Below are 18753 nucleotides of genomic sequence, written 5' to 3' on the forward strand. Positions count from 1 at the left end.
ACCTCAACAGCGACGGACGAAGCGACCTGCTGTTCCGCGACGCGGCCGGCACATACGCCTCATGGCTGATCAACGACACCGCCATCATCGGCGGCGGAAACCTCGGCAACCTCGGCGCAGAGTGGATTTTGATCTAGGGCAGGCAGCCATAGAACCGGTTGAACGAGCTAGCTGCCGTCGACCAGACGGTCTCCAAACCTGTCCGATAGCGCAGCCTTTCCTCGTTGCATGGATCGTGCACCATCAAACTCCGCGACCAAAACGGCTAGCACAACTCCTCGATCTGGCCGAGGCGTTCCTTGCCGAAGAACATCTCGCCATCGACGAAGAAGGTGGGGATGCCGAACGCCCCGCGATCCACCGCGTTCTGCGTGTTCGCGGCAAGGCGGTCCTTGACCTCGGCGGACTGGGCACCCTCTGCCAGCGCAGCGGCGGGCAGACCTGCTGCGGCGATAACGGCGTCGACGGCGGTCGTGTCAGCCGGGTTGAGCCCGTCTTCCCAGATCGCGCGCAGGAAGGCTTCGGCAAAGGCCTCTCCGCAGCCGAGATCGATCGCGGCGAGCAGCAGGCGCTGAAGGTCGACCGAACGGAACGGGAAGGCCGGATTCATGCGGAACTTCGTCAGGCCATGGCGGACGATGAAGCGCTGCATTTCGAGCTGGGCGTAAGCGCTCTTGCCCTTCACATCGGCGTCGCGGATGAACGGCGGGGCATTGCCGGTGAGCTTGTGCATGCCGCCGAGCAGCGCCGGGGTGAGCGTGATTGTCGCGCCCTTGCGCGCGGCGAGCTCCTGCAGCGGCTGCCACACGAGGTAGCCGTTGGGGCTGACAAAATCGAAGATGAACTCGATAGTTTTGGTCATGTCAGAAGCGCTCCTGCCAGGGGCGAAGGTCAAGCTCGTGCGTCCATGACGAGCGGGGTTGCTGGTGCAGCCACACGAAAGCCTCTGCGGCATCTTCGGGCTTGAGCACGGAATCCTCCGCGAGCAGCGGGGCGACATCCTCCACGCGGCTGCGCAGGAAGGTGCCGTCGATGGCGCCGTCGCAGACGACGTGGGCGACGTGGAGGCCTTCGGGGCCAAGTTCGCGCGCCATCGATTGGGCGAGCGCACGCAGGCCATGCTTGGCGGCGGCGAAGGCGGCAAACCCGGCACCGCCGCGCAGGGAGCCAGTCGCACCGGTGAAGAGGATCGTGCCGTGCCCCCGCGGCGCCATCACCCGAGCGGCTTCGCGGCCTGCCAGGAACCCGGCGAAGCAGGCCATTTCCCACACCTTTTGGAACACACGGGCTGTCGTCTCGCGGATGCCGAAACGGACATTGGCGCCGATGTTGAACACGGCGACTTCGATGGGGCCGATTTCGCGCTCGATCTTGTCGAACAAAGCGACGGTCTCCTCCTCGGAGCGGGCATCGACGCCGAAGGCATGCGCCGTGCCGCCCTCGCTGCGAATCTCGGCGCAGAGCGCTTCGAGCTGATCGAGGTGGCGGGCACGGCGGGTGACGCAGACGGTGAGGCCGGTGCGCGCAAAAGCCCGCGCAATGGCTCCGCCCAATCCATCACCGGCGCCGATGACGAGGCAGACGCCAGCGGGCGATAGTTCGTTCATGGCACTCCCCCGTTTTGCTTCTGGCACTGTCGTAGCTTGCCGGACGGGCGGCTGGCAATGCGGACAAGGATCGGCGACAAGGCAAGGATGGACCACGTAGGACCCCTGCTGGACGAAATCGCCGCCTGCCGGGTCTGCGCGGAGAAGCTGGCGCATCCGCCACGTCCAGTCGTACAACTGGGCGCCGGTGCGCGCGTGGTGCTGATCGGGCAGGCACCGGGGCGCAAGGTGCATGACAGCGGCGTGCCGTGGGACGATGACAGCGGGCGGCGGCTGCGCGATTGGATGGGGATCGACGAGGCGGATTTCTACGATCCCGGCAAAGTCGCGATGCTGCCGATGGGCTTCTGCTATCCGGGCAAGGCCAGCGGTGGAGACATGCCGCCCCGCCCCGAATGCGCGCCGCTGTGGCATGCACGGGCGCTGGAGGTCCTGCCGCCGGACAGGCTCACGCTGCTGATCGGCACTTATGCCCACGCCCGCTATGCGCCCGGCAAGGGGAAGCTGGCCGAACGCGTGCGGCGGGGCAGTGGTTCGCCTGACGTGTTTGTCCTGCCTCATCCGGCTTGGCGCAGCGTGCTGTGGATGAGAGACAACCCGTGGTTCGAAGCGGATATCCTGCCCGAATTGCGCGCGGCCGTTGCAGCGCGGATCGGATAAGTTTGCACCTCGCGCGCCAGCCGAGGCGTGCTAGCTTGAAGGCATGAGCACCACACCCTTTCGCGCCGCTGTCGTGCAGGCGGCGTCCGATCCGGCCGGAGGCGGCGCATCCGCTGCCAAGGCCGCCAGTCTGATCGCCGAAGCCGGAGCTGCGGGCGCGCGGCTGGCGGTGTTTCCGGAGGCCTTCATCGGCGGCTATCCCAAGGGGGCGCGGTTCGGCGCGCCGATTGGCCTGCGTCTGCCCGAAGGGCGCGAGGCCTACGCGAGCTACTACGCGGCCTCCGTGATGCTGGACGGCCCCGAGATTGCGCTGGTGCGCGAGGCGGCGGGCGCGGCGGACATGATCGTGGTGATGGGCGTGATCGAGCGGATGGGCTCGACGCTCTACTGCACCGCGCTCATCATCGATGGTGAACATGGCACCATGGCGCACCACCGCAAGCTGATGCCGACAGCGGCGGAGCGGCTCGTCTGGGGCTTTGGCGATGGTTCCACCCTGCCGGCGGTGGAGACGGCTCTGGGAATCGTGGGAGCGGTGATCTGCTGGGAAAACTACATGCCGATGCTGCGCATGGCGATGTATGGCCAGGGCGTGACGCTCTACTGCGCGCCGACCGCCGACGACCGCGACGGCTGGGTTTCGACGATGCGCCACATCGCGCTCGAAGGGCGCTGCCATGTGCTTTCCGCCTGCCAGTTCTTGCGGCGGCGCGATGTGCCCGAGGGGCAGGAATGCGTGCTGGGCGAGGATCCCGAGACAGTGTTGATGCGTGGCGGCAGCCTGATCGTAGGACCGCTCGGCGAAGTGCTGGCGGGGCCGGACTACAGCGGCGAGACGGTGCTCTATGCCGATATCGACCCGACCGAAATTGCCCGTGCCCGCTATGATTTCGACCCGGTCGGCCACTATTCCCGGCCCGACGTGTTCCGCCTCACCGTCGACCGCCGGGCAAAGCCGGCAGTGGCTTGGCAGGACGAGGAAGCGTGATTGCACGTGCAATTGATTCACTCGATTGAATCAAGGCAAATCTTGAGGTAAGCGGGTCGGATAAGGCTCCTTCGAGAGTCGTGCGGGAGAGAGCCGTTGGACCTGACCAAGCCCAAGTCGAGCACACCAGGTGCGGCAAAACACAAGCCGATCCTCTCGCTTGCACGCGTGATCGAGATGAACCTCGGGTTCCTCGGCCTGCAGTTCAGCTTCGGCCTGCAGCAGGGCAACATGGTGCCGATCTACTCGTGGCTCGGCGCCGACGAATCGAACCTTCCGATCCTGCAGCTAGCGGGGCCGATGACCGGCCTCCTCATCCAGCCGCTGGTTGGCGCGCTTTCGGACCGCACCAGTTCGAAGTTCGGTCGCCGCACGCCCTACTTCCTGCTCGGCGCGGTGATGTGCAGTCTTGGGCTGCTGTTCATGCCCTTTTCTTCGAGCCTGCTGATGGCGGCGAGCCTGCTGTGGCTGCTCGATGCCGGCAACAACATCACGATGGAGCCCTACCGAGCTTACGTCAGCGACCGGCTTGACGAGAGCCAGCACGAGATCGGCTATCTGAGCCAGAGCGCGTTCACCGGCCTTGCCCAGTGCCTGGCGTTCCTCTCCCCCTCGATCCTCGTCTACTGGGTGGGAATCGACCGCAATGCGGTGGATGCGCACAATATCCCAACGATCACGCATATCTCGTTCATGATCGGCGCGGTGCTGTCGATCACCACGATCGTGTGGTCGATCTGGCGCGTGCCCGAACTGCCGCTCAGCGAGGACGAGAAGGCCCGCATCGCCGCCGCACCGCGCTCCGCCGGGGCGACGCTGGGCGAGATCGGGCGCGCCATCGTGGAAATGCCGCAGGCAATGCGTTCGATGGCGTGGATGAGCCTGTTCCAATGGTACGGCTTCTCGATCTACTGGTCATACAGTTCGCTTTCGATCGGGCGCTCGATTTACGATACCGCCGACAAGAGCAGCGAAGCCTTCCGCGCGGCAGTGCTGACCACGCAGCAGCTCGGCGCGTTCTACAACCTCGTCGGCTTTGTCGCGGCGCTGGCGATGGTGCCGATCTCGCGCGCGCTGGGCGCATCGCGGGTGCACATGGCGTGCCTTGCGGCTGGCGGGCTGGGCATGTTGGCGCTGGCACACGTATCGAGCGCGGCCAGTGCCCCCGGCGTCTTGTTCACCGTGCTGGCGATGCCGGACCTTGGCAGCCATACCCCGCTGCTGCTGATCGCGGTCATGCTGGGCTTCTGCTGGGCCAGCATAATGGGCAACCCCTACATCATCCTTGCAGGCTCGATCCCGCCTGAGCGGACCGGGGTCTACATGGGCATCTTCAACATGATGATCGTGATCCCGATGCTGATCAACGGCGTCACCTTTGGCTGGATCTACAACCACCTGCTCGGCGCGGACCCCCGCAATGCGCTGACCTTTGCCGGCGTGCTGCTGGTCATGGGAGCGATCACCATGCTGCGCGTGCCCGATCCGCGGCGGGCGGCCGGGCTGGCTGCGGCCTGAATTCCCTTCGCAAAACCTTTATTCCGTCAGGACCGAACTTCATGCCCGTTCTCGCTTCTCCCACTGCGCTCTGGACCAGCGAGCACTTGCGCGCGCTGCGGATCTCGCCTTGCCATGAGATACCGCTCGTCGAAGGCGCAGGGCTGCACCATCCGCTGCCGGGCTTCGATCTGTGGGACCTCTGGCCGCTGCAACTGGCCGACGGCAGCACTGCGGTGGTCGATGGCTGGACGCTGTGGTTCGTGCTCTCGGCTCCGGCTGGCGAAGACCCGGAAGCGCGGCACGATATCGTGCGCATCCGCCTGATGGCCGAGCGCGGCGGCGCATGGCGCGATCACGGCAATGCCCTGCCCGATGAACTCAATCCCGGCAGTCGCGAATGGGCCGGGTCAGCGCTCTACGATCCCGAGACAGGCGCGGTGACGCTGTATTGGACCGCATCGGGCCTGCGCGGCGAGGAACCCAGGACCTTCATCCAGCGCATGTTCGAGACGACCGGCACGCTGACCGGTGACGCCACCACCTTTGCCATCAAGGGTTGGACCGCGCCGCGCGAGATCGCGGGAGGGCCGATCCCGCACTACATGCTGGTGACCGCCGCGCAGGGCGTGCCGGGCTTCATCAAGGGATTCCGCGATCCGGCCCATTTTCGCGATCCGAGGGATGGCTCGGACTATCTGCTGTTCACCGGCTCGCTGCAGGACGCCAAAAGCGACTGGAACGGCTGCATCGGCCTGCTGCGTCGCGAAGGTGAAGGCTGGGCCGTGCTGCCGCCGTTGCTGAGCGCGGATGGGCTAAACAACGAGCAGGAGCGGCCCCACGTGGTGTTTCACGCCGGGCGATACTATCTGTTCTGGTCGACCCAGCGGAAGGTCTTCGCGCCGGGCGTGCCCAACGGTCCCAACGGGCTCTATGGCATGGTGGCAGAAAGCATGGAGGGGCCGTGGCTGCCGCTCAACGGCAGCGGGCTGGTCGCGGGCAATCCGGAGGAAGCGCCGGTGCAGACCTATAGCTGGTGGGTGACGCACGAGCTCACCGTGCACGGCTTTGTCGATTATCCCAACTCGCTGAAGGGCAATGACCATGGCGACGCGGCGTGGCGGCGAGCGCATTTTGCCGGGGTGCCGGCGCCGGTGTTCTGCCTCGTTCTCGACGGCACGCGCGCGGAAGTCGCGGCATGAGCACGGCGCGCTATGGCCTGATCGAGGCGGGCGGCACCAAGTTCGTGCTGGGGGTCGCCGATGCTGAGCGTACAATCTACGCCCGGGAACGCATTCCCACGACCACCCCGGCTGAAACGCTGGGCTCGGCGTTGGAGTGGTTTGCGGCGCAGGGCGTGGACTATGCCGCGTTCGGCATTGCCTCGTTCGGGCCGCTCGATCTCGATCCCGCCTCTCCCGCCTTTGGCTGCGTGCGGGCGACACCCAAGCCGCACTGGAGTGGTGCGAGCTTGATCGAGCCGTTCCTCGAGCGGTTCGGCGTGCCCGTTGCGATCGATACCGATGTGAACGGCGCCGCCTTGTCAGAAGCGCTGTGGGGTGCCGGGGCCGGACTCGGCTCGGTGCTCTACCTCACCATCGGCACGGGAATCGGCGGCGGCTTCTGCAGCGGCGGGCAGTTGCTCCAGGGCCTCTCGCACCCGGAAATGGGCCATATCCGCATGCCGCGCCATCCTGTGGACCTCGATTTCGCCGGAACCTGCCCCTTCCACGGCGATTGCCTTGAGGGCCTCGCCTGTGGTCCGGCGGTGATCGCGCGCTGGGGCATGTCGCTCTCGGAACTGCCGGCCGGTCATCTGGGCAAGGGCATTATCGCCTGGTACATCGGTCGCGCGCTGGCGACCTTCCAGACGGTGATGGAACCGGCTCGCATCGTGCTCGGCGGCGGCGTGACCGCGACGGAAGGTCTGCTCGATCTGATCCGGGTCGAGGCCCTGGCGGCGAACGGCGGTTATACCGTAGGCAAGATCGATGAACTGATCGTGCCGCCGGGCCTTGGTGACAATGCCGGGCTGCTCGGCGCGCTGGCCCTCGCGCTCAGGTAGATTCGCGGATGAGCAGGCGCGGCTGGAGGATGACCGAATGGATCTCCTCCCCCGCGATGCGCTGGATCACGCTGTTGACGAGGTTTTCCGCACCCTGCTCCAGATCCTGCGCGATCGTGGTGAGCGGAGGCATCGTGTGCTCGCCGAGCGGCAAGCCATCGTACCCGATCACCTTCACGTCGCCGGGAACTGACAAGCCTTGCTCGGCGAGTACGCGCATGGCGGTGACGGCGATGACGTCCGACGCGGCGAAGACACCATCCGGCCGGTTGACCTTTGATCGGAAGTACTTGGCAATCTCGCTCTGGGCTTCATCGGCGACGAGGTGCGTGGGGACAGCGTTGAACTCCACGCCCGGCGCACGAGCGATCACGGATTGGCAGCCTTCGAGGCGCTGACCGATCTCAATCGCGCGCGGATCGCCGAAGAACACCACGTTGCGGCAACCGCGCTCCATCAGATGCTGACCGGCGAGCGCCCCGCCGCGGAAGTTATCCGATCCCACCGAGCAATGCGCCTGCCCTGCAAGGTGCGAGCCCCATGCAACCAGCGGGCGATAGAGCTCGGCCACGCGGTCGAGCACGGCGGACTGGTCCGACTGGCCGATCACGATGATGCCATCCGATTGGCCTGAACGCGCCAGCTTGAGCAGCCAGTCTTCGTCGGTCGGAACCACGCGCGAAAGGAGCAGGCTGTAGCCGCGGTTGGTCAGTTTGTCCGCGAGCAGGCCCAGCATCGTGATGAAGAACGGGTCGGAAATGTTCTGGCGGACTTCGTGGCCGAGCGGGATGACCACGCCGATCGTGTTCGTCTTGCGCATGCGCAAGTTGCGCGCGGTCGCGTTGGGCGTGAAGCCATGTTGCCGGGCGAGCGCCACGATCATGTCGCGCGTGGCGGGCGTGACGAGGTTCGAGCCCGACAGGGCGCGCGAGACCGTGCCGCTGGTGACGCCCGCCAGTTCGGCAAGCTCCTTGAGGGTCTTGGGCCCGGTCATCGAGAAAGCGTCATGGCAAATCAATGTCTTCAGGCGGAGACAGAGCGGGCATCAATCGCGACGTCTGCTCCGACTTCCGCTGCTGGCGGACAAGTCCCATGCCACAGGATAATCGCGAAGACCACTTGGGAGGGTAACCTCGAGACAAGTTTGTTTCCCTCGCCTGCGCGGATCGAACAAGAAAATCCCCCGGATGCAGACTGGCGCACCCGGGGGACTGGAGTCCTTGCGGTCCGGCGTCGGCTCAGAAGTCGAGCTTGAGCGAAGCCGAGATCGTGCGACCGTTGATCGAGCGGGCGCGGACGATGCCGTTGCCCGGGATCGCGCCTTCTTCGGCCTCGGTGAAGCCGAAAGTGTCGAACAGATTGTTGGCGTTGACCGAAACCTGCACGCGCTTCAGCGGGCGGACCGCGACGAAGGCGTTGACCTGCGCGAAGGCGGGCAGCTTCAGCAGGTTGCTGTCCTGCGTGTAGCTCGAGGTCGTGCCGACAACGCTGCCGCCGATCGAGAACAGATCGGTGTTGTAGGTCGGCGCGAAGCGGTAGATGAACTCGGCCTGGCGGCGCGGACGGTTGCCGATCACGGTCGCGTCGAGCGACTTGATGATCTTGGCATTGGTCCAGGTGCCGCTCGCGTTCAGCGAGAAGTCGCCGATGCGGTAGGCGCCTTCGAGTTCGATACCATAGGCGCGGTAGGTGTTGGCGCTCGAGCGTTGCGTGGTCGCTTCGTAGTTCTGTTCCTCGGTCTTGGCCCAGAACGCGGTACCATAGAGCGCGAGGCCGCCCGACTGGTACTTCACACCCGCTTCGGCTTGGCGGACGAAGTCGACCGGGCGCGCACCGGGGAGCAGGGCGCCGGAAGTCGGGCTGGTGTTGCCGCCGAACACGAAGCGATCGGCATTGGCACGGCCGCCGCGGCTGTAGCGCGCGAAGACCGATAGATCGTTCGCGAGGCGATAGTTGGCGCCGAACGAGTACGACCAGTAATTGTAGTTGTAGTTGACCGGGCGCTGGGCATTCAGCGGCAGGATCGTCGTCTTCGATTCCGGCACCGAGATCACGCCGTTGCCATCGACATCGGTCGGCACGACAGGGCCGTCACCCGCGACATAGCCGCGCGCATTGCCGGCGTCGTAGCGCAAGCTGCCGTCGACGGTGAACTTGCCGCTGTTGTAGCTGGCGGCGAAGTAGGGCGCGTTGGTATCGAAATCGAGGTTGTAGGTGCGGCGGCAGCAGTTGCCGAAGAACGAGGCACCGTACGACACGAGCCCGCCATCGGTCTGGAGCGCGCCGGCGGCGTTGCGGACGTCGATGAGCGCGGCGTTGTCACCCTTCGCTTCGAGCAGGTAGGAAGACCACAGCCAGTCCATGTTGATCGTCTGGCGCGACTTGTAGAAGCCGGCGGTGAGATCGAGCGAACCGCTGCCGAGATTGAACTTGCGGTTGATCTTCAGGTCGTTGGTGATGTTGTCGAGGCTGCGCAGCTTGGTGTTGAACAGCACGATGTTGATCGCATAGGCGCCGGCGGGGACGGCCTGACCCGCGTTGGGACCGTTGGCGAAGACCGCCGTCGCGCCCGCGCCGCCGATGCCGGTGGCAAGGTTGCCAATGGTGTCCGCGCCCGCCGGGAACGGCGAGTTGAAGCCACCCGAGATATTGGCGTAGCGGAACTTGTCGTTGACGGTCCAGCCATCGGCGACGTCGAACTGCGTCTCGAAGCCGATCGACTTCACGAGCGGGCGCATGCCGTCGCGGATGTCGTCAACCTGGCGGTTGTTCTGGCCATCGAGCGTCACCGCGCGGGTGAAGAAGGCGCTGTGGATGGTGTCGTTGTTGGGGCTGAGGCCCGGCAGGGCTTGGTAATTCGGGTTGGCATTGGTACCGGTCACGCGGACCGGGCTCGGCAGGTAGCCGATGGCGCGGTCGTCGAGGTACTTGAAGTTCAGGCGGAAGAAGCCGCCGTCGAAGGTCTTGGTGATGTTGCCCTTGATCTGGCCGCCCTTGTTGCCATCATAACCGGCACGGCGCGGGCCTTCGCCGACGCGGTAGAAACCGCCGACGTGGTAGCTCAGGGTGTCGCTCAGCTTGCCGCCGTAATCGGCATCGATGCGATATTCGCCGTAGTCGAGGCCGACGGTGCCCTGGATCGAGCCGCCTTCCTGGTTGCCGGTCTTCGAGATCAGGTTGATCACGCCGCCGGGCGAGTTCGAAGCGAAGGTCGAGGCCGAGCCGCCACGGACCGCTTCGACGCGGGCGACGTTGAAATCGGCGCGGAGGAAGATGTCGGCGTTGCCGAACGCGATGTCGCCGAATTCGAGGATCGGGAGGCCGTCTTCCTGCAGCTGGAGGAACTTGGCACCGCCGGTCGAGATCGGGATACCGCGGACCTGGATGTTGGCGTTGCCTTCACCACCCGACGATTCCGAGCGGATGCCCGGCAGGCTGCGGAACAGTTCGGCGGCGGAGCGCGGCGCGGCGGCGGCGATCGTCTCGGCATTGAGCGAGCTGACCGAGACCGAGCTGTCGAGCTTGTTGGCGCTGCGAGCGACGGCGGTGACGACGATCTCGGCATCGCTGGCGGGTGCTTCGGCGGCGGTGGCAGCAGCATCTTCAGCGCAGGCAGGCGCGGCAAGGCCGGCGACGGCGAGTGCGAGGATTGATGCACACGATTGAATCGCGCGATAAGAATTGAACGTCTGCTTCACAGGTCTCTCCCTTGTGCGTGCACTTTTGTGCCAACGTCGGCAGCGAATCGAGCCATCGATGCGCTTTCTTTGCGCTCCACTCGCAAATGAGCGGAGCATCTGCAAGGTGTAATGCAAGCGATTGAATCAAGTTTAGCACGGGAACGGCAAACCTGTGTCTTCCATGTCACGCCTGAATCGACTGCCCTCTGCAAGCGCTCCGATACTCCGTAGACCAACGCCCCTCTTGACGTTTACGTAAAGTGGAAGGATGGAGGGTACAGGAGACCGGATGCGTGGCTGCGCGCCGAGTCCCGTCGTTTCGCGGCCTTCAAGGCCTTGAATATAAAGGGAGAGCATCATGGATCTTGAGTTCAGCCCCGAGGACCTCGCGTTCCGCGACGAGGTGCGCGCGTTCATCGCCGAGAACTATCCGGCCGAACTGCGCGGCAAGCAGGACGAAGGCGACGAACTTTCGAAGGAAGACTTCCTCTCGTGGCACAAGGTGCTGGCGAAGAAGGGCTGGGTCGCCCCTGCATGGCCGGTCGAATACGGCGGCACCGGCTGGACGGCGACGCAGCGCTACATCTGGTCCGAGGAGACCGCGCGCGCGGACTGCATCCGCCTGATGCCCTTCGGCCTCTCGATGGTCGGCCCGGTGATCTACACCTTCGGTACGCCCGAGCAGAAGGCCAGGTTCCTCCCCCGCATCCTGTCGGGCGAGGACTGGTGGTGCCAGGGTTACTCGGAACCGGGTTCGGGCTCCGACCTCGCCTCGCTGCGGACCAAGGCGGTGCGCGACGGCGATCACTATGTCGTCAACGGCCAGAAGACCTGGACGACGATGGCGCAGCACGCCGATTGGGGCTTCTTCCTCGTCCGTACCGATCCCGATGCCAAGCAGCAGGAAGGCATCAGCTTCCTCCTGGTCGACATGAAGACGCCGGGCATCGAAGTGCGCCCGATCATCACGCTGGGCGGCGAGCACGAAGTCAACGAAGTGTGGCTCGAAGACGTGCGCGTGCCGGTGGAGAACCGCGTCTACGAAGAGAACAAGGGCTGGACTTGCGCCAAGTTCCTGCTGGCCCACGAGCGCACCGGGATCGCGGGGGTCGCGGCTTCGAAGCGCGGGATCGAGAAGGTGAAGACCATCGCGCGGGCGGAGATGGACGGCGACAAGCCGCTGATCGCCAACGCCTTCTTCAAGCGGAAGATCGCGGAGCTGGAAATGGACCTCACCGCGCTCGAGTTCACCGAACTGCGCAGCCTCGCTGGTGAGAGCGCCGGCAAGGGCCCGGGGCCGGAATCGAGCCTGCTCAAGATCAAGGGTTCGGAAATCCAGCAGCGCCTGACCGAGCTGACCCTGGAAGCGGTGGGCCACTACGGCGCGCCCTACTTCCGCGGCTTCGGGGAAGGCGACAACGAGCACCCGATCGGTCCGGACTACGCGCACCGCGCCGCGCCGACCTATTTCAACACCCGCAAGACGACGATCTACGGTGGCTCCAACGAGATCCAGCGCAACATCATCGCCAAGATGGTGCTGGGGCTCTGATTTGACATGAGGCCGCCGCGCAGCATGTGCCGCGGCGGCCCTTTAGCGGGATTTGAGGACAATGGATTTCAGCTACACCGAAACGCAGGGCATGCTGCGTGACACGCTCGCGCGCTTCCTTGCCGACACCTACGATTTCGAGACGCGCAAGAAGATGCTGCTGCGCCCCGAAGGCCGCGATCCGGGCATCTGGCAGGCGCTCGCCACCGAGCTTAGCATTCTGGGCGCGCCCTTTGCCGAAGAGCATGGCGGCCTTGGCGGCGGCGCGCTCGAGAACATGATCATGATGGAAGAGCTGGGCAAGGTCATCGCGGTCGAGCCCTATCTCCAGACCGTGGTGATCGGCGGCGGTGCGATGAAGCGCGCCCCTGCCGCCATGGCCGATGCGGTGATCCCGGAGATCATCGCGGGCAATGCCGTGATCGCCTGGGCCTATGCCGAGCCGCAGGGCCGCTATGACCTGGCGAATATCCGCACGACCGCGAAGGCGGACGGCGCGGGCTTCGTGCTTTCGGGCCACAAGGCGGTGGTCTATGCCGCGCCCTGGGCGACGCACTTGCTCGTGACCGCGCGCACCGGCGGGAGCCAGCGCGAGCGGGAGGGCGTCGAGCTGTTCCTGATCGATGCCAGCCTGCCCGGCATCGTGCGGCGCGACTACCCTTGCGTCGACGGCTTCCAGGCGAGCGAAGTCTACTTCGAGAACGTCGCGATCCCGGGCGATGCACATATCCCGGGCGGCATCGACCTGATCGAACTGCTGGCGGACGAAGCCACCATGGCGATCTGCGGCGAAGCCTGCGGGGTGAGCCGCAAGCTGCACGAGGGCACGCTCGACTACATCAAGCAGCGCAAGCAGTTCGGCCAGCCGATCGGCAAGTTCCAGGTGCTGCAGCACCGCATGGCCGACATCTTTATCGAGGTGGAGCAGATCGCCTCGATGGCGCTGATGGGCACCTTGAAGCTCGATCTGCCTTCGGACGAGCGCAAGGCGGCGGTAAGCCTCGCCAAGGCGAAGGTCGCGCGTTCGATCAACTTCGTCGGGCAGAACGCGATCCAGACCCACGGCGGCATCGGCATCACCGTGGAACTGGCTATCGGCCACTACTTCAAGCGCGGCACGATGATCGAGAACCAGTTCGGCTCGGCCGACTTCCACCTTGGCCGGTTCGAGGATCTGACGCTGGCGGCGTAACGCAACTGCCCCTTAAAGCCCCTCCCCGCTCGGGGAGGGGTTGGGGAGGGGTGCCCAAGCTTTCCGGCAGGCGCCGCGCACCCCCACCCAGCCTCCCCCGAACGGGGGAGGAGCAGGTTGCGCTTGGTTGCGGGGTGGCGCCTACGCCATCCCCGCCAGCCGCTCGCGGATGATGCCGTTGGCCTGTGCCATGATGCGGTCGATCAGCTCCTTGCAGGTCGGGATATCGTGGATGAGGCCGGCGACCATGCCGCAGCTCCACGCGCCGGCTTCCATATCGCCTTCCATCATGATGCGCGGGTAGACCCCCGCGACTTCCTCGATGATGTCCTCGAACTTGATGTCCGCGCCGAGGCGGCGTTCTTTTTCGAGCAGGCGTTCGACGGCGGCGTTGGTGAGCACGCGTTCGGTATTGCGCAGCGGGCGCATGACGAGCCGGGTATCGAGTTCGGACGCGGCGACGAGCGCCTGCTTCACCTTTTCATGCACCGGCGCTTCCTGGGTGGCGATGAAGCGTGTGCCCATGTTGATGCCTTCCGCGCCCATGGCCAGCGCGGCGACGAGGCTGCGGCCATCGGCCATGCCGCCCGAGGCGACGAAGGGAATCGTGAGTTCCTCGGCCGCGCGGGGGAGCAGGATGAAGTTCGGGATATCGTCTTCGCCCGGATGGCCGCCGCATTCGAAGCCGTCGACCGAGATCGCATCGCAGCCGACGTTCTGGGCCTTCACGCTGTGGCGCACCGAGGTGCACTTGTGGATCACCTTGATCCCGGCGTCCTTGAAATAGGGGAGGAAAGGCGCGGGGTTGTTGCCCGCGGTCTCGACGATCTTGACCCCGCCTTCGATGATTGCGCGGATGTAGCCCGGGTAGTCGGGCGAATTGACCGTGGGCAGGAAGGTGAGGTTCACACCGAAGGGCTTGTCGGTCATGTCCTTGCAGCGCGCGATTTCATTGGCGAGATCGGCGGGCGTCTTCTGCGTGAGGCCGGTGATGATGCCCAGCCCGCCCGCGTTGGACACGGCGGAAGCCATCTCGGCAAAGCCGACATAGTGCATGCCGCCCTGGATGATCGGATGCTCGATGCCGAAGAGTTCGGTGATGCGGGTCTTCATGGGTGCCTTGATCCTCTCGGTCGTTGTTGTCCGCGTTGCGGGTCGCAGGAAAGGCAAGTTTGGCCCGCCGCGCAAGAGGGGCTGCGCTGCTATTTCTGGCAGGAAGCACAGAAGAACGTTGAGCGCCCGCCCTGCACCAGCCGCTGCACCGGCTTGCCGCAGGCGCAGGGATCGCCCTCGCGGCCATAGACGCGCCAATCCTTGGCAAAATAGCCCAGTTCGCCGTCGGGCCGGACATAATCACGCAAGGTGGAGCCGCCTGCGCGAATCGCTTCCTCGAGCACGGCGCGGATTTCCGGCACGAGGCGGTTCAGCGCGGCGCGGCTGACTTTGCCCGCCTCGCGCTCCGGGTGGATCTTGGCGCGGTGGAGCGCCTCGCAGACATAGATATTGCCGAGCCCGGCGACGATCTGCTGGTCGAGCAGGAGCAGCTTCACGGCGGCAAAGCGGTCCTTAAAGGCCTTGGCGAGATGCGCGGCCGTCAGGCCCGGACCGAGTGGTTCGGGCCCCATGGCGGCAAACTGCGGCCACTCTTCCAGCGCGGCGGTATCGACGAGATCGACCGAGCCGAACCGGCGTGCGTCGTTCAGCGCCAAGGTGCGCCCTGCCCCGGTCTCGATCACCAGATGATCGTGCTTGCCGATTTCCTCGGGATCGATTCGCCAGCGCCCGCTCATGCCGAGGTGGAACACCATCGTCTGCCCGCGATCGACATGGATCAGTCCGTATTTGGCGCGGCGGCCAAGCCCCGTCACCCGCGCGCCGGTCAGCGCCTGCACCAGCTCCGGCGGAAATGGGCGGCGCAGGTCTGCGCGGCGGGTCTCGATACGGGCGATCACCTGCCCATCGAGGACATGGGCGAGGCCGCGGACGGTGGTTTCTACCTCTGGCAATTCAGGCATGGCTCTGTGCCCCTAACAGGCTTTGCGGTTGCGGCAATTCCCACGTAAAGGCGCGTGTCATGACCGACGCAACCGCTGCCGAGCCCGAAACCGTCTCCTTCGGCTATGAGGAGGTGACCCCGGAAGAGAAGACCGAGCGCGTGGGCGCGGTGTTTTCCTCCGTCGCCAAGAACTATGACCGGATGAACGACGCCATGTCGGCGGGCATGCACCGGCTGTGGAAGGACCGCTTCGTGCGCCGGGTCAAGCCGCGCAGCGGAGAGGCGATCCTCGACATGGCGGGCGGCACCGGCGACATCGCCTTTCGCATGGCGCGCCATGGCGCGGAGATCACGGTCTCGGACATCAACCAGGACATGCTCGATGTCGGCATCGAACGCGCCGAAAAGCAGGGCATTCAAGGCCTGACCTGGTCGCGCCAGAACGCCGAGGAGCTGACCTTCGGCGACAAGACCTTCAACGCCTACACGATCGCGTTCGGCATCCGGAATGTGACCCGGATCGACAAGGCGCTGGCCGAAGCACACCGCGTGCTGAAGCCCGGCGGGCGGTTCTTCGTGCTCGAGTTCTCGACCACCGAATGGCCGGGCTTTGCCGAGGCCTACGACTTCTATTCGCACCGGATCGTGCCGCAGTTGGGCCAGATGATCGCAGGCGATGCCGATTCGTATCGCTACCTGATCGAATCGATCCGCCGCTTCCCCAAGATGCGCGAATTCGAGGGCATGATCCGCAGCGCTGGTTTCCGCCACACAAAGGTCGAGCCGATTCTGGGCGGCGCAGTCGCGATCCATTCGGGCTGGAAGATCTAGGACCGGCCCTTGCTCCGCCACACGACTCATATTCGCCGCCTGCTCGGCTGGGGCATCACGCTTGCCCGGCACGGCGCGCTGATCGGCATCGAGAACGACCGCAACGCGCCGCCGCAGGTGCGCCGCTTGGCAAAACTCGCGCGCTGGGTTTCGCTGACCGGCAAGAACCGCGAGCGCGATTACGCGGGGGCCTTCCGCGCGATCGGGCCCGCTGCCATCAAGCTGGGGCAGACTTTGGCGACACGGCCCGATCTGGTCGGTCCGGGACCAGCGACCAACCTGCTCAAGCTGCAGGACAAGCTGCCGCCGGTGGATTTCGCGCTGATCCGCCGCGAGATCGAGGACAGCTTCGAGCGGCCGCTGGAGGACTTGTTCGCCGAGTTCGAGGAAGAGCCGGTGGGTGCAGCTTCGGTGGCGCAGGTCCACCGCGCCGTGACGACCGATGGCCGCAAGGTGGCGGTGAAAGTGCTGCGTCCCGGCGTGCGCGAGAAGTTCACCGCCGATATCGCCACGTATGAATGGGCGGCCGCGCATCTCGAATCGTTCGGCGGCGAAGCCTCCCGCCTTCGCCCGCGCATGGTGATCGCCAATTTCAAGCGCTGGACGATGAGCGAGCTTGATCTGCGGCGCGAGGCGGCTTCGGCCTCCGAACTCGCCGAGCAGATGCACGCCTTCCCCGGCTACCGCGTGCCCGGTATCGACTGGGATCGCACCAATGGCCGGGTGATGACGCTCGACTGGATCGACGGCATCAAGATCAGTGACAACGATGCGATCGACGCTGCCGGGCATGACCGCAAGGTGCTGGCAAGCCGGCTGGTGATCGCGTTCCTGCGGCAGGCGATCAGTGGCGGTTTCTTCCATGCCGACATGCACCAGGGCAACCTGTTCATCGAAGCAGACGGCACGATCACCGCGATCGACTTCGGCATCATGGGCCGGATCGACCGCCGCGCGCGGCAGTGGCTGGCGGAAATCCTCTACGGCCTGACGACGGGCAACTACACCCGCGTCGCCGAGATCCATTTCGAGGCGCAGTACGTGCCGAGCTACCATTCGGTCGACGAGTTCGCGACGGCGCTGCGTGCGGTGGGCGAGCCGATGCGCGGCAAGCCGGTGAGCGAACTTTCGGTCGGCCAGATGCTCGACGGGCTCTTCGCGATCACCCGCGATTTCGACATGCAGACCCAGCCGCATCTGTTGCTGCTGCAGAAGACCATGGTGATGGTCGAGGGCATCGCCACCCAGCTCGACCCGTCCATCAACATGTGGGACGTGGCGGCGCCTTTCGTGCGCGAATGGATCCGCGACGAACTGGGCCCGGAAGCCGCGATTGCCGACCGCATCCGCGAGAACGTGAAGACCCTGCTCGGCCTGCCCGATCTGGTCCGCCGCGTGGAGGAACGCTTCCCGCCCAAGGGCGGCGCGCCGGAAGATCCGCCCTTGCCGCAGGTGGTGCTCATCGGCGATGGCGGCGGGCTCAAGTGGCTCGGCTACGTCGCCGCAGCAGTGATTGGTGCGGCGGCCAGCGCGGGAGTCCTCCTGCTCGGTCCGTGGGGCTGAGGTGAGCAAAACGCCTCCCCTGCCCGGCCTGCGGCTCGAGAAACGGCACTTCAATGCGCTGGACCTCTCGCGCCTGCTCGCCGCCTGTGCGGTGCTGTTCTGGCACTACCAGCACTTCTTCGTGCCGCCGGTGGATTTCCAGTTCCACGTGGCCCGCGCGAAAGTCTCGCCGCTCTATCACGAGCTGTGGTGGCTCTACGATTACGGCCACGTCGCGGTGCAGTATTTCTGGGCGGTCTCGGGCTTCGTCTTCGCACATGTGTACCTTGCCGATGCCGGCGCGCGAGGGCGATTCTGGCTGGCGCGGGTGGCGCGCCTTTGGCCGCTGCATCTGCTGACGCTGGTGCTCGTGGCGGTGCTGCAGGCGGCCTACAGCGGCGTCAACGGCACCGAGTTCATCTACCACCATCAGGACATCAAGCACTTCGTCCTGAGCCTCGGCCTCGCCCATTACTGGGGTTGGCAGGCGGACCAGTCGTTCAATGGCCCTTCGTGGTCGCTCTCGACCGAGATCCTGGCCTACGCGGTGTTCTGGCTGCTGCTGCCGGGCCTCCGGAAGTCCCCCATGGTTCTGGCCCTGACGGCGGCGGTGACCGCGTTGGCGCTGTTCTTCCTCAAGGCGCCGGATGAGCCGGTGTTCACCTGCATCGGCTACTTCTTCGGCGGCGCGGCGGTCTATGGCGCAGCGCTGAAAGGCGGGCTGCGCGCGGGCGTGCTGGCGCCGCTGGCAGCCATGTTGGCCGTCGCAGCACTTTGGCTCGGTCTGAGCCTTCATTGGGAGGACAGTGCGACGCTGGCGGGCACTTTTGCCGCGCTCCTTGCCGTGCTGGCGATCGATACAGCGGATCGCAGCGACAAGCTGGCCGCGGCGCGGCACCTCGGTGATGCATCCTATGGCGTCTACTTGTGGCACTTCCCGCTGCAGCTGATGCTCGTGCTGCTGATCGATGCCACGCTGGGTTCGCGCGGCATTGCGCGGCAACCGGCCTTCCTGCTGTTCTTCGTGGGCGCCAGCGTGCTGGCGGGCTTTGCCTCGCACCGCTGGTTCGAACGGCCTGCACAGAAATTGGTGCTGAAGCTTGCGGGCAAGCGGCGGGAGCGCAAGGCGCTGACGGCATAGCA

16 protein-coding genes are annotated in these 18753 nt (G+C 65.6%); 10 read left to right on the forward strand and 6 right to left on the reverse strand.

Annotated elements, in window-relative coordinates; genetic code table 11:
• Positions 1-265: 265 nt before the first annotated feature.
• A complete protein-coding gene (locus NDB2M1_RS12135) occupies positions 266-862 on the reverse strand; it encodes a 2-hydroxychromene-2-carboxylate isomerase (protein WP_072382675.1) in 597 nt (198 codons plus the stop codon).
• A gap of 1 nt (position 863) precedes the next feature.
• Positions 864-1607 carry an SDR family NAD(P)-dependent oxidoreductase gene (locus NDB2M1_RS12140; RefSeq protein ID WP_072382676.1) on the reverse strand — a complete coding sequence of 248 codons (744 nt, stop codon included), beginning with the start codon at positions 1605-1607 and terminating at the stop codon, positions 864-866.
• A 57-nt stretch (positions 1608-1664) separates the two neighbouring features.
• Between NDB2M1_RS12140 and NDB2M1_RS12145 the strand changes: the two genes are divergently transcribed.
• The 5 genes from NDB2M1_RS12145 (at position 1665) to NDB2M1_RS12165 (ending at position 6817) form a co-directional block, all read left to right on the forward strand.
• Positions 1665-2267, forward strand: coding sequence for a uracil-DNA glycosylase family protein (locus NDB2M1_RS12145; RefSeq protein ID WP_231625137.1), 603 nt, complete (start codon positions 1665-1667; stop codon positions 2265-2267).
• A gap of 43 nt (positions 2268-2310) precedes the next feature.
• Entirely contained in the window at positions 2311-3255 is a 945-nt protein-coding gene (locus NDB2M1_RS12150; RefSeq protein WP_072382677.1) for a carbon-nitrogen hydrolase family protein, read from the forward strand.
• A gap of 177 nt (positions 3256-3432) precedes the next feature.
• On the forward strand, positions 3433-4773 hold the full coding sequence (locus tag NDB2M1_RS12155; protein ID WP_072383191.1) for an MFS transporter: 1341 nt from the start codon (positions 3433-3435) through the stop codon (positions 4771-4773).
• Positions 4774-4814: 41 nt separating this feature from the next.
• Positions 4815-5954 carry a glycoside hydrolase family 68 protein gene (locus tag NDB2M1_RS12160; RefSeq protein ID WP_072382678.1) on the forward strand — a complete coding sequence of 380 codons (1140 nt, stop codon included), beginning with the start codon at positions 4815-4817 and terminating at the stop codon, positions 5952-5954.
• Positions 5951-6817, forward strand: a complete 867-nt coding sequence (locus NDB2M1_RS12165; RefSeq protein WP_072382679.1) for an ROK family protein — start codon at positions 5951-5953, stop codon at positions 6815-6817. The genes NDB2M1_RS12160 and NDB2M1_RS12165 overlap by 4 nt, the downstream gene beginning before the upstream one ends.
• Here NDB2M1_RS12165 and NDB2M1_RS12170 read toward each other — a convergent pair.
• Positions 6810-7811, reverse strand: a complete 1002-nt coding sequence (locus tag NDB2M1_RS12170; protein WP_072382680.1) for a LacI family DNA-binding transcriptional regulator — start codon at positions 7809-7811, stop codon at positions 6810-6812. The two genes, NDB2M1_RS12165 and NDB2M1_RS12170, sit on opposite strands and share 8 nt — an antisense overlap.
• A 244-nt stretch (positions 7812-8055) precedes the next feature.
• Entirely contained in the window at positions 8056-10485 is a 2430-nt protein-coding gene (locus NDB2M1_RS12175; protein WP_072383193.1) for a TonB-dependent receptor domain-containing protein, read from the reverse strand.
• Positions 10486-10855: 370 nt separating this feature from the next.
• Between NDB2M1_RS12175 and NDB2M1_RS12180 the strand changes: the two genes are divergently transcribed.
• Together NDB2M1_RS12180 and NDB2M1_RS12185 are read left to right on the forward strand one after the other, a co-directional pair.
• Positions 10856-12049 (forward strand): acyl-CoA dehydrogenase family protein, encoded by a 1194-nt coding sequence (locus tag NDB2M1_RS12180; RefSeq protein ID WP_072382681.1) that lies wholly within the window; start codon positions 10856-10858, stop codon positions 12047-12049.
• Positions 12050-12110: 61 nt separating this feature from the next.
• A complete protein-coding gene (locus NDB2M1_RS12185) occupies positions 12111-13241 on the forward strand; it encodes an acyl-CoA dehydrogenase family protein (RefSeq protein ID WP_072382682.1) in 1131 nt (376 codons plus the stop codon).
• Positions 13242-13382: 141 nt separating this feature from the next.
• Here the strand turns inward: NDB2M1_RS12185 and NDB2M1_RS12190 are convergent, their stop codons facing one another.
• Positions 13383-14354, reverse strand: coding sequence for an NAD(P)H-dependent flavin oxidoreductase (locus tag NDB2M1_RS12190; protein ID WP_072382683.1), 972 nt, complete (start codon positions 14352-14354; stop codon positions 13383-13385).
• An 89-nt stretch (positions 14355-14443) separates the two neighbouring features.
• Positions 14444-15256, reverse strand: coding sequence for a bifunctional DNA-formamidopyrimidine glycosylase/DNA-(apurinic or apyrimidinic site) lyase (gene mutM, locus NDB2M1_RS12195; protein WP_072382684.1), 813 nt, complete (start codon positions 15254-15256; stop codon positions 14444-14446).
• Positions 15257-15315: 59 nt separating this feature from the next.
• Between mutM and ubiE the strand changes: the two genes are divergently transcribed.
• The 3 genes from ubiE to NDB2M1_RS12210 are packed head-to-tail and all read left to right on the forward strand — an operon-like array spanning position 15316 to position 18751.
• Positions 15316-16068 (forward strand): bifunctional demethylmenaquinone methyltransferase/2-methoxy-6-polyprenyl-1,4-benzoquinol methylase UbiE, encoded by a 753-nt coding sequence (ubiE, locus tag NDB2M1_RS12200; protein WP_054123786.1) that lies wholly within the window; start codon positions 15316-15318, stop codon positions 16066-16068.
• Between the two features lie 9 nt (positions 16069-16077).
• The gene (ubiB, locus tag NDB2M1_RS12205) at positions 16078-17631 is read left to right on the forward strand and encodes a 2-polyprenylphenol 6-hydroxylase (RefSeq protein WP_072382685.1); all 1554 of its coding nucleotides are present in this window, start codon (positions 16078-16080) and stop codon (positions 17629-17631) included.
• 1 nt (position 17632) lies between these two features.
• On the forward strand, positions 17633-18751 hold the full coding sequence (locus NDB2M1_RS12210) for an acyltransferase family protein (RefSeq protein WP_253185870.1): 1119 nt from the start codon (positions 17633-17635) through the stop codon (positions 18749-18751).
• Positions 18752-18753: the final 2 nt, after the last annotated feature.

Origin of the sequence: Novosphingobium sp. NDB2Meth1, from assembly GCF_900117425.1 — a bacterium.
Taxonomy (GTDB): domain Bacteria; phylum Pseudomonadota; class Alphaproteobacteria; order Sphingomonadales; family Sphingomonadaceae; genus Novosphingobium.

Excerpts from the sequence above, each read along its gene's own strand:
- NDB2M1_RS12155 (WP_072383191.1), top strand. The coding sequence starts at position 3,433 with ATGAACCTCGGGTTCCTCGGCCTGCAGTTCAGCTTCGGCCTGCAGCAG.
- NDB2M1_RS12180 (WP_072382681.1), top strand. The coding sequence starts at position 10,856 with ATGGATCTTGAGTTCAGCCCCGAGGACCTCGCGTTCCGCGACGAGGTG.
- NDB2M1_RS12145 (WP_231625137.1), top strand. The coding sequence starts at position 1,665 with ATGCGGACAAGGATCGGCGACAAGGCAAGGATGGACCACGTAGGACCC.
- NDB2M1_RS12170 (WP_072382680.1), bottom strand. The coding sequence starts at position 7,811 with ATGACCGGGCCCAAGACCCTCAAGGAGCTTGCCGAACTGGCGGGCGTC.
- NDB2M1_RS12140 (WP_072382676.1), bottom strand. The coding sequence starts at position 1,607 with ATGAACGAACTATCGCCCGCTGGCGTCTGCCTCGTCATCGGCGCCGGT.
- NDB2M1_RS12190 (WP_072382683.1), bottom strand. The coding sequence starts at position 14,354 with ATGAAGACCCGCATCACCGAACTCTTCGGCATCGAGCATCCGATCATC.
- ubiE (WP_054123786.1), top strand. The coding sequence starts at position 15,316 with ATGACCGACGCAACCGCTGCCGAGCCCGAAACCGTCTCCTTCGGCTAT.
- NDB2M1_RS12150 (WP_072382677.1), top strand. The coding sequence starts at position 2,311 with ATGAGCACCACACCCTTTCGCGCCGCTGTCGTGCAGGCGGCGTCCGAT.
- NDB2M1_RS12165 (WP_072382679.1), top strand. The coding sequence starts at position 5,951 with ATGAGCACGGCGCGCTATGGCCTGATCGAGGCGGGCGGCACCAAGTTC.
- mutM (WP_072382684.1), bottom strand. The coding sequence starts at position 15,256 with ATGCCTGAATTGCCAGAGGTAGAAACCACCGTCCGCGGCCTCGCCCAT.
- NDB2M1_RS12160 (WP_072382678.1), top strand. The coding sequence starts at position 4,815 with ATGCCCGTTCTCGCTTCTCCCACTGCGCTCTGGACCAGCGAGCACTTG.
- NDB2M1_RS12135 (WP_072382675.1), bottom strand. The coding sequence starts at position 862 with ATGACCAAAACTATCGAGTTCATCTTCGATTTTGTCAGCCCCAACGGC.
- NDB2M1_RS12185 (WP_072382682.1), top strand. The coding sequence starts at position 12,111 with ATGGATTTCAGCTACACCGAAACGCAGGGCATGCTGCGTGACACGCTC.